This is a genomic window from Streptomyces aidingensis, assembly GCF_900112355.1.
Lineage (GTDB): Bacteria > Actinomycetota > Actinomycetes > Streptomycetales > Streptomycetaceae > Streptomyces > Streptomyces aidingensis.
On the sequence record NZ_FOLM01000040.1, the window covers coordinates 1 to 1,511 of the forward strand.

General features: G+C 70.0%; 1 protein-coding gene. It reads right to left on the bottom strand.

Annotated features, from left to right (window positions below; translation table 11 throughout):
- Positions 1–28: 28 nt before the first annotated feature.
- A complete protein-coding gene (locus BM242_RS28280) occupies positions 29–1,258 on the bottom strand; it encodes an IS110 family RNA-guided transposase (protein WP_093841802.1) in 1,230 nt (409 codons plus the stop codon).
- Positions 1,259–1,511 lie beyond the last annotated feature (253 nt).

Genomic DNA, 1,511 nt, shown 5'->3' on the forward strand with positions numbered 1-1,511 from the left:
CGGTCAGACATCCCATGGCGTTTTGATGTCAAGCGGCGGTGGTGGGGGTTGCGTGGTGTGACCACGCGGTGGCCTCGTCGTAGTGGGTACGGGTCTTGAGGCAGCCGTGGAGGATGCCGACGAGGCGGTTGCCGAGCTGGCGCAGGGCGGGGTTGTAGCCCGAGTCGCGGGCGCGCTGCTTGTCGTAGTAGCGCCGAGCGCCGGGCGAGGTGTTGATGGCGGAGAACGCTTGTCTCTGGAGGGCATCGGCGAGGCGGTCGTTGCGGGCGAAGCGGGCTTGGACGCTGTGGGTCCTGCCGGAGGCGCGGGTGATCGGGCTGGTGCCGGCGTAGTTCTTGCGGGCCTTCGCCGAGGTGTAGCGGGTGGGGTCGTCTCCGAACTCGGCGAGCACCCGGGCGCCGGTGATCTCGCCGATGCCGGGCATCGACAGGTAGATCTCAGCGTCCGGGTGCGCGCGAAAATGCGCACTCACCTGCTCTTCCAGGGCGGCTACCTGCTCGTTGAGCGTGATCAGCAGCTTTGCGTGCGCGACCGCCGCCGCGCCGTAGGCGGCGGCCACCGGTGCTGTGACGCCGAGCTGGGGCTCCCGCAGTGCGGCCTGGATCGCGCGGGCCTTCTGGTCCCGGTGGTGGCGGCGGTGCCGGGCCAGCACGGCGGTGATCTGCTGCTTCGTCAGCTTCGCCGCTTCCCCCGGGGTGGGCGCCTTGATCAGCAGTTCCAGAGCGTCGGTGCTGGTCAGCTCCAGGCCGGCGTAGGCGGTCAGCGCGCCGGGGAAGTACTCACGCAGCGTGCTCCGCAACCGCTGGAAGGTGCGGGTGCGCTCCCAGATCAGGGTCTGATGGGCGCGGGCGACCACGCGGACGGCCTGGGCCTGGCCGCTGTCCCCGGCGACGGTGCGCAGCTGGGCGCCGTCGATGCGGACCATGTCGGCCAGCGCGTGGGCGTCGCCCTTGTCGCTCTTGGCCCCGGAGGTGCCGTACCGCTCCTTGAACCGCGCCGCCTGCTTGGGGTTGACCGCGTAGACCCGGTAGCCGGCCGCGATCAGCGCCTGCACCCACGGCCCGCGGTCGGTCTCGATCCCGACCGTCACCTGCCCGGGCTCCAGTTCCTCACCGCCGTGCCGGGCGATGAGGGTGTGCAGCTTCGCGATGCCCTCCACACCTTCGGACAGCCGCGCTGCGGCCAGCCTGCGGCCCGTCGCGTCCTGCACCTCGACGTCATGGTGGTCTTCGGCCCAGTCATCACCGATGAACAGCACCAGCACCCCAGCCCTTCGCTCTCATACGATCCTTGCGCGCAGCCAGCGGAAAGCACGGCTCGCGCCCTAATGGATCCAGTGCTCACGCCAATCTGTCCGGCGGGCACGCCATCCCATAAGCAGTCAGGCCTCCCGGCCGACCAGCTGGGGCACGGTCTGACCGCAGAACTCGCAGTGGTTCCGAGGTGGTGAGTGCTCACCTGCTGGCGGCTACGGACCGTAGTCTCTCCTACGGCCCGCTGAGCCCCATTAG